This is a genomic window from Anaerotignum lactatifermentans (genome assembly GCF_016902535.1).
Taxonomy (GTDB): Bacteria; Bacillota; Clostridia; order Lachnospirales; family Anaerotignaceae; genus Anaerotignum; species Anaerotignum lactatifermentans_A.
Window position 1 is genome coordinate 20,475 of the sequence record NZ_JACSNY010000023.1, and the last position, 7,011, is coordinate 27,485.

General features: G+C 51.8%; 6 protein-coding genes. All 6 read left to right on the forward strand.

Annotated elements, in window-relative coordinates; all coding sequences use genetic code 11:
- Positions 1 to 169 precede the first annotated feature (169 nt).
- Complete coding sequence (locus H9X84_RS11975) at positions 170 to 1,510, forward strand: RsmF rRNA methyltransferase first C-terminal domain-containing protein (protein WP_205134497.1); 1,341 nt, start codon at positions 170 to 172, stop codon at positions 1,508 to 1,510.
- A gap of 96 nt (positions 1,511 to 1,606) precedes the next feature.
- Positions 1,607 to 3,070 carry a threonine synthase gene (gene thrC / locus H9X84_RS11980; protein WP_205134498.1) on the forward strand — a complete coding sequence of 488 codons (1,464 nt, stop codon included), beginning with the start codon at positions 1,607 to 1,609 and terminating at the stop codon, positions 3,068 to 3,070.
- 349 nt (positions 3,071 to 3,419) lie between these two features.
- Positions 3,420 to 4,067, forward strand: a complete 648-nt coding sequence (gene fsa, locus H9X84_RS11985; RefSeq protein WP_205134499.1) for a fructose-6-phosphate aldolase — start codon at positions 3,420 to 3,422, stop codon at positions 4,065 to 4,067.
- 47 nt (positions 4,068 to 4,114) lie between these two features.
- The gene (gene tkt, locus H9X84_RS11990) at positions 4,115 to 6,091 is read left to right on the forward strand and encodes a transketolase (protein ID WP_205134500.1); all 1,977 of its coding nucleotides are present in this window, start codon (positions 4,115 to 4,117) and stop codon (positions 6,089 to 6,091) included.
- 72 nt (positions 6,092 to 6,163) lie between these two features.
- Positions 6,164 to 6,727 carry an RNA 2',3'-cyclic phosphodiesterase gene (gene thpR / locus H9X84_RS11995; RefSeq protein WP_205134501.1) on the forward strand — a complete coding sequence of 188 codons (564 nt, stop codon included), beginning with the start codon at positions 6,164 to 6,166 and terminating at the stop codon, positions 6,725 to 6,727.
- 137 nt (positions 6,728 to 6,864) lie between these two features.
- The coding region (locus H9X84_RS13420) for an acyl-CoA dehydrogenase family protein (RefSeq protein ID WP_205134502.1) at positions 6,865 to 7,011 on the forward strand (147 nt) is incomplete at its 3' end.

Genomic DNA, 7,011 nt, shown 5'->3' on the forward strand with positions numbered 1-7,011 from the left:
GGGCGATGGATTTTTGACGCTATTTATCTTATACGAGAACGGGGACGTTGTAAATACAAAAAATATCAGAAAAGGCGGCTTAATTTTTGTTCAATTTCTTGCAAGGGCCATTTTTTTTCAGTATCATGATACCAAACACGCCATAGATCGAAGAGACGGAGGAAACAACATGGAACTGCCATTAGAATATCAAAAAGCCATGAAAGGGCTTTTAGGAGAGGAATATGAGGCGTATCTGGCCTCTTTTGCGGCGGAGCGGCGGTATGGCCTGCGGGTCAATACCCTGAAAACCACGCCGGAGGCACTGGAGCAAAAGGGATTGTTCGCACTTTCCCCGGTGCCCTGGTGTGCGGCAGGGTTTTATTACGCGGAGGGGGAGCGGCCCGCCAAGCATCCTTATTACCATGCGGGGCTGTATTATCTGCAGGAGCCCAGCGCTATGACGCCGGGAGCGGTGCTGCCCGTTTCTCCCGGAGAGCGGGTGCTGGATATCTGCGCGGCGCCGGGAGGAAAAAGCACCCAGCTGGCGGCGAAACTGGCGGGAGAAGGATTGCTGGTGGCCAATGACATCAGCGCCGGCCGGGCAAAATCCCTGCTGAAAAATATCGAACTCTGCGGCATCCGCAACGCCATTGTAATGAGTGAGCCGCCGGCAAAACTGGCGGAGCGTTTCGGCGGGTACTTTGACAAGATCCTCATTGACGCGCCCTGCTCCGGCGAGGGGATGTTCCGCAAGGAGCCGGATATGGTCAAAAGCTGGACGCCGGAACTGCTGGCCTTCTGTCGGGAACAGCAGGCGGATATCCTGGAGCATTGTGCCGGTATGCTGAAGGAGGGCGGACTGCTGCTCTATTCCACCTGCACCTTTGCCAGAGAGGAAAACGAGGAAAGCATCGGCGTTTTTCTGGAAAAACACCCGGAATTTTCTCTGGTTCCCATAGAAAAGAACCATGGTTTTGCGCCGGGACTGCCGCCCTTTGAGGCCTGCGTGAGACTGTATCCTCACAAAGTACAGGGAGAGGGCCATTTTGTGGCGCTGCTGCAAAAAAACGGCGGGGAGACATCCTGCCGGACCAGAGCAGAAAAAAGCGTTTCGGAAAAACAACTGGAAGGCTTTCGGGAATTTGCCGGGGCCTATCTCAACAGGATGCCGGAAGGGATGTTTCAGATTTACGGAGACAGTCTCTGTCTTTTGCCGGAGGACGCCCCGGAGACCAAGGGCCTGCGGGTACTGCGCAGCGGCTGGCAGCTGGGAACGTTGAAAAAAGGCAGATTTGAACCATCTCAGGCCTTTGCCATGGGTCTGAAAAAAGAAGACGTGAACTATGTACTGGATCTGCCGCTGGAGGACGAAAGAGTCCTGCGGTATCTGAAGGGGGAGACGCTGGAAGCGCCGGAGGCGAAGGACGGCTGGAATCTGGTCTGTGTGGACGGTTTCCCTCTGGGCTGGGGAAAGGCGCAGAAGGGCCGGCTGAAAAACAAATATGCCGTGGGATGGAAATGGGAATAAAATGTCCGCCAAATAAAAACATTTGTACGGTTATGGTTGACAAATGAAAAAATCATCGTACAATAGAGATATCGCAAAAGAGAAAGGATGAAATGTATGGCAGTGACAACCTATATGGGCACAAGAGATCAGAGCTTGAAAGCGTCGGCATCAGAGGCCATTGTCCGGGGCATCTGTCCCGACGGCGGGCTGTATATTCCGCAGGGAATCCCGAAAATGGACCGCAGCCCGGAAGAATTGATGCAAATGGATTACCGGCAGCTGGCCTATGAGGTATTGAAGCTGTATCTGGATTTTACGGAAGAAGAGCTGAAATACTGCATCGACCATGCCTATGATGATAAATTCGATACCAAACAGATCGTTCCGCTGGTAAAGAAGGGGGACGCCCTGTATCTGGAGCTGTTCCACGGCAGGACGCTGGCCTTTAAGGATATGGCGCTTTCTATTCTGCCCTATTTGATGAAGACGGCAGCGAAAAAGCTGGGGATGCGGGAGGAGATCGTCATTCTGACGGCTACCTCCGGCGACACGGGCAAGGCGGCTCTGGAGGGCTTTGCCAATGTGGACGGCATCCGCATCATGGTATTTTTCCCGGAGGACGGGGTCAGCCCTGTACAGAAGCTGCAGATGACGACCCAGGAGGGAGACAATACCTGCGTGGTGGGTATCAAAGGCAATTTTGACGACGCCCAGAGCGCTGTAAAACGCATTTTTACGGATAAAGAACTGGAAACGGAGCTGGCGGCCAAAGGATACCGTTTTTCTTCCGCCAATTCCATCAATATCGGCAGATTGGTGCCTCAGATCGTCTACTATTACTGGGCTTATATCCAGGCAGTGAAAATGGGCGAGATCTCATGGGGAGAGCCGTTGGACTTTACGGTGCCCACGGGGAATTTCGGGGACATTCTGGCAGGCTGGTATGCGGCCCAGATGGGTCTGCCGGCAGGTCATTTCGTCTGTGCCTCCAATGACAATAAGGTGCTGTATGATTTCTTCCGCACAGGCACTTATGACAAAAACAGGGCCTTCCATGTGACAGTTTCCCCGTCCATGGATATTCTGATTTCCAGCAATCTGGAACGTCTGCTCTGCCATATGGGCGGACAGGAGAAAACAAAGGCGGAAATGGCCGCCTTGCAGGAAAAAGGCGTGTATCAGGCGGAGATTACGGAAAAGAGAATTTCCGGGGAATACGCTACGGAAGGGGAGACCTTTGCCGCCATCAAAGAGGTGTTCCGGAAAACAGGCTATGTGATGGATACCCATACGGCGGTGGCCTATGCCGCTTATCAAAAATATCGGGCCGAAAGCGGCAGCAGTACGCCTATGGTCATTGTTTCTACCGCCAGTCCTTATAAATTCACCAAGGACGTTATGACGGCGCTGGATGAAAAATACGCCGGGGAAGATGCTTTTGTGCTTATGGCGGAGCTGGAAAAGGTCAGTGGGGTTCCTGTGCCGGAGCCAATTCGGGGAATCCAGGAGCGGCCCATCCGTCATAAAAATGTCTGTGAAAAAGAGAATATCGCCGCTTTTGTGCGCGGCTGGCTGTAAGTCTCGGAAATCCCGTGGGGGAGAGGTGTCTCCTTTCGCGGGATTTTTTTGTCTGTGGGCAGAGAAAGATTGAGACGGAAAATGTCCCATTGGGCAGTTTTTGACAAAGGGAAAAATGGTGGAGAGGAAAATGTTTCTATAGAGAGGACAAATGATCGTATTTGTCCTGGAAAAGCCAAAAGACCCACTTCCGGGGCAAGGGGATTTCGGCAATTTGCCGAAATCGAAAAACTGCCGGCAAGCCGTTGATTTTAGGGGGTCAATGCAGTAAAATTAAACTAGCATATCCTGTGCGATATGAATGTTTCTACACAGAAAAATGAAAAAATAAGAAAAGAGGAGATTACCCATGAAAATGTTTATCGACACCGCCAATGTAGACCATATCAGAGAAGCAAATGATCTGGGCGTGATCTGCGGCGTTACCACAAACCCTTCCCTGATCGCAAAAGAAGGCAGAGATTTCGTGGAAGTTGTAAAAGAGATCACCACCATCGTGGATGGTCCTATCAGCGCGGAAGTTATCAGCCTGGATCATGAAGGCATGGTAAAAGAAGCGAGAGAACTGGTAAAGATCCATAAGAATATCGTTATCAAAATCCCTATGACACTGGAAGGCCTGAAGGCAGTTAAGATTCTGTCCGCAGAAGGCATCAAAACAAATGTGACACTGATCTTCTCCGCAGCACAGGCACTGATGGCAGCAAGAGCAGGCGCTACCTATGTAAGTCCTTTCCTGGGCAGAGTAGACGATATCGGCTCCGTTGGCATGACACTGATCGAAGAGATCGTAGATATTTTTGATATTCACGGCATCGAAACAGAGATCATCGCTGCTTCCATCCGCAACCCTCTGCATGTAATCGACGCTGCAAGAGCTGGCTGCCATATCGCGACCATTCCTTACAACGTACTGATCCAGATGGCAAAACACCCTCTGACAGATATCGGTATCGAACGTTTCCTGAAAGACTGGGAAACAGTACCCAAGAAATGATTTTTCCTGCATAAAGGAGAGAACATCAACGGAGGAGGAAGAGACCAATGAACATTGATAATTTGACTGTAAATACCCTGCGTTTCCTTTCCGCAGAAGCCATCCAGAAGGCAAACAGCGGCCATCCCGGCCTGCCTCTGGGCGCTGCTCCCGCCGCTTACGCGCTGTGGGCAAAGGAAATGAAGGCAAACCCCGCTGACCCCAAATGGGATGACAGAGACCGTTTCGTATTGTCCGCAGGTCACGGTTCCGCTTTGCTGTACTCTTTGCTGCATGTATTCGGCTATGGTCTGAAGATCGAGGCTCTGCAGAACTTCCGTCAGAGAAACTCCCTGACACCCGGCCATCCCGAATATCACCATACCGCAGGCGTAGAGACCACCACCGGCCCTCTGGGACAGGGGATCGCCAACGCTGTGGGCATGGCACTGGCGGAAAGCCATCTGGCAGCGAAATTCAACACACCGGAATACAAAGTTGTGGATCATTATACCTACGCTCTGTGCGGTGACGGCTGCCTCCAGGAAGGCGTTGCCTCCGAAGCAGCTTCTCTGGCGGGAACCATGGGTCTGTCCAAGCTGATCGTACTGTATGACTGCAACCACATCACCATCGAAGGCAGCACAGATGTGGCTTTCACAGAAGATGTGATGAAGCGTTTTGACGCTTATGGATGGGATGTACGGGAAGTTGCTGACGGCAACGATGTGGACGCTATTGCGGCAGCTATCGCGGCAGCGAAGAAAACAGACAAACCGTCCCTGATTAAAGTAAATACTCTCATCGGCTACGGCGCGCCCAACAAACAGGGCAAGGCTTCCGCGCACGGCGAACCTCTGGGCGAGGAAGAAATCAAGCTGGCCAAGGAAAACCTGGGCTGGCCCTACACAGAGGCTTTCTATGTGCCTGAGGAAGTAAAGGCGCATATGGCTGCCTGGGCAGAAGAAGGCGCAAAGAAAGAAGCCGCATGGAAGGAACTGTTTGAGGCCTACACAAAGGCAAATCCCGAGCTGGCAAAGGAATATGAACTGTGGCACAGCGATAAGCTGGCGGCTGATCTGCTCAACGACGAGGATTTCTGGAAGGATGAAGGCAATATCGCTACCCGCGCGACTTCCGAAAAGGTACTGCAGAAGGTAGCGAAAGTAGTGCCCAATCTGTTTGGCGGTTCCGCCGATCTGGCACCTTCCAACAAATCCGTGATGAAGGAAAGAGAATATTACAGCAAGGAAAACCCTGCTGGTTCCAATATCCATTTTGGTATCCGTGAATTCGCCATGACAGCGATGGCAAACGGCATGGCGGTACACGGCGGCGTAAGACCTTATATCGCTGGGTTCTTTGTATTCAGTGATTATATGAAGGCGGGGCTTCGTATGGAAGCACTGATGGGTCTGCCCGTAATCAGCATTTTCACCCATGACAGCATCGGCGTCGGCGAAGATGGCCCTACCCATCAGCCCATCGAACAGCTGGCAATGCTGCGCAGCCTGCCCAACTATATTGTATTCCGTCCCTGCGATACCAGAGAGACGGCAGCAGGCTGGTATACAGCGCTGACAAAGACCGCTTCCCCTACGGGCCTGATCCTGTCCAGACAGAACCTGCCCGCTTTGGAAGGCACCGGCAAAGGCGCGCTGAAAGGCGCTTATATCCTGCGTGACTGCGAAGGCACACCGGATGTACTGCTGATGGCCAGCGGCTCCGAGGTAGAACTGATCTATAAGGCATATGATGAATTGGCTGCCAAAGGCGTAAAGGCGAGAGTTATCAGTATGCCCAGCTGGGAACTGTTCGCGGAACAGGATGAAGCATATAAAGAAAGCGTAATGCCGAAGGCAGTGCGCGCAAGACTGGCGGTAGAGGCTGCGGCTGACTTCGGCTGGCACAAATTTGTGGGCCTGGACGGCGACGTCATCTCTATGGACGGTTTTGGCGCTTCCGCACCTGCGGGCGCACTGTTCAAAGATTTCGGCTTTACAGTGGAAAAAGTAGTGGAAAGAGCGCTTGCTCTTGTAAAATAAGTATTCATAAAGGAGCAGAACTCCCTTTTCCGGAAGGGAGGTATGCTCCTTTTTCAAAAAAGGAGGGATGAGATGCGTACGTTCATTGCCATTGAACTGGAAGATGAGGTCAAGGATTCTCTGGAGGGCGCCCAGAACAAGGCGGCGGAGCTTTGCAGAAAGGGGAACTATACCCCGCGGGACAATTTCCACCTGACGCTGCACTTTCTGGGAGAAATCACGCCGGAGGATGTGGAGTATGTTTGCCAGGCCATGATGGAGACTACCAAGTTCCAGCGGGCCTTTGACCTGACATTGGACAGAATCGGCTTTTTCCCCAGAGGACGGGAAGGCGTTCTGTGGGCAGGCGTGGAAAAAAGCAGTGAGTTGATGCGTCTGTTCCAAAGCCTGGAGAAGAACCTGGGCAAGCAGGGCTTCGCCCGGGAGAAAAAGGGGCTGAGCCCCCATATTACGCTGGGCCGGGAGGTAGAGCCGTATCATGGCTTTTCGGATGTGCAGAAAAAAGTAGAATTGGAAAAAAAGACGGTTCGGGTTACGGGGATCTCTTTGATGGAGAGCGTGCGGATGGGCAGAAAATTGATCTATCGCCCCCTGTTTCGCCAACGGCTGCGCATGGAAAAAAACACCGCTCGGTAAGCAAGTATTTTTTTGTATACATTATGGAAAAGCCTCTGCTTTTCCCGTATAATGAGTAAGGATACGGAAAACGCCCGAATTTCGGCGGTTTCCGGCGAAAGAAATTTTTCACAGATGTTTTAAGGAGGACACAGATTATGGAGTTTGGATTTTCAAAGGAACAGGTACTGTTGAGAGACTTGTACAGAAAATTCGCTGAAACAGAAGTAAAACCTTTGGCGGAAGAACTGGACGAAGAAGAAAGATTCCCCGTGGAAACAGTAAAGAAACTGGCTAGATACGGC

Bases quoted from the DNA above. Each gene is read 5' to 3' on its own strand.
- H9X84_RS11975 (WP_205134497.1), top strand. From the start codon at position 170: ATGGAACTGCCATTAGAATATCAAAAAGCCATGAAAGGGCTTTTAGGA.
- thrC (WP_205134498.1), top strand. From the start codon at position 1,607: ATGGCAGTGACAACCTATATGGGCACAAGAGATCAGAGCTTGAAAGCG.
- fsa (WP_205134499.1), top strand. From the start codon at position 3,420: ATGAAAATGTTTATCGACACCGCCAATGTAGACCATATCAGAGAAGCA.
- tkt (WP_205134500.1), top strand. From the start codon at position 4,115: ATGAACATTGATAATTTGACTGTAAATACCCTGCGTTTCCTTTCCGCA.
- thpR (WP_205134501.1), top strand. From the start codon at position 6,164: ATGCGTACGTTCATTGCCATTGAACTGGAAGATGAGGTCAAGGATTCT.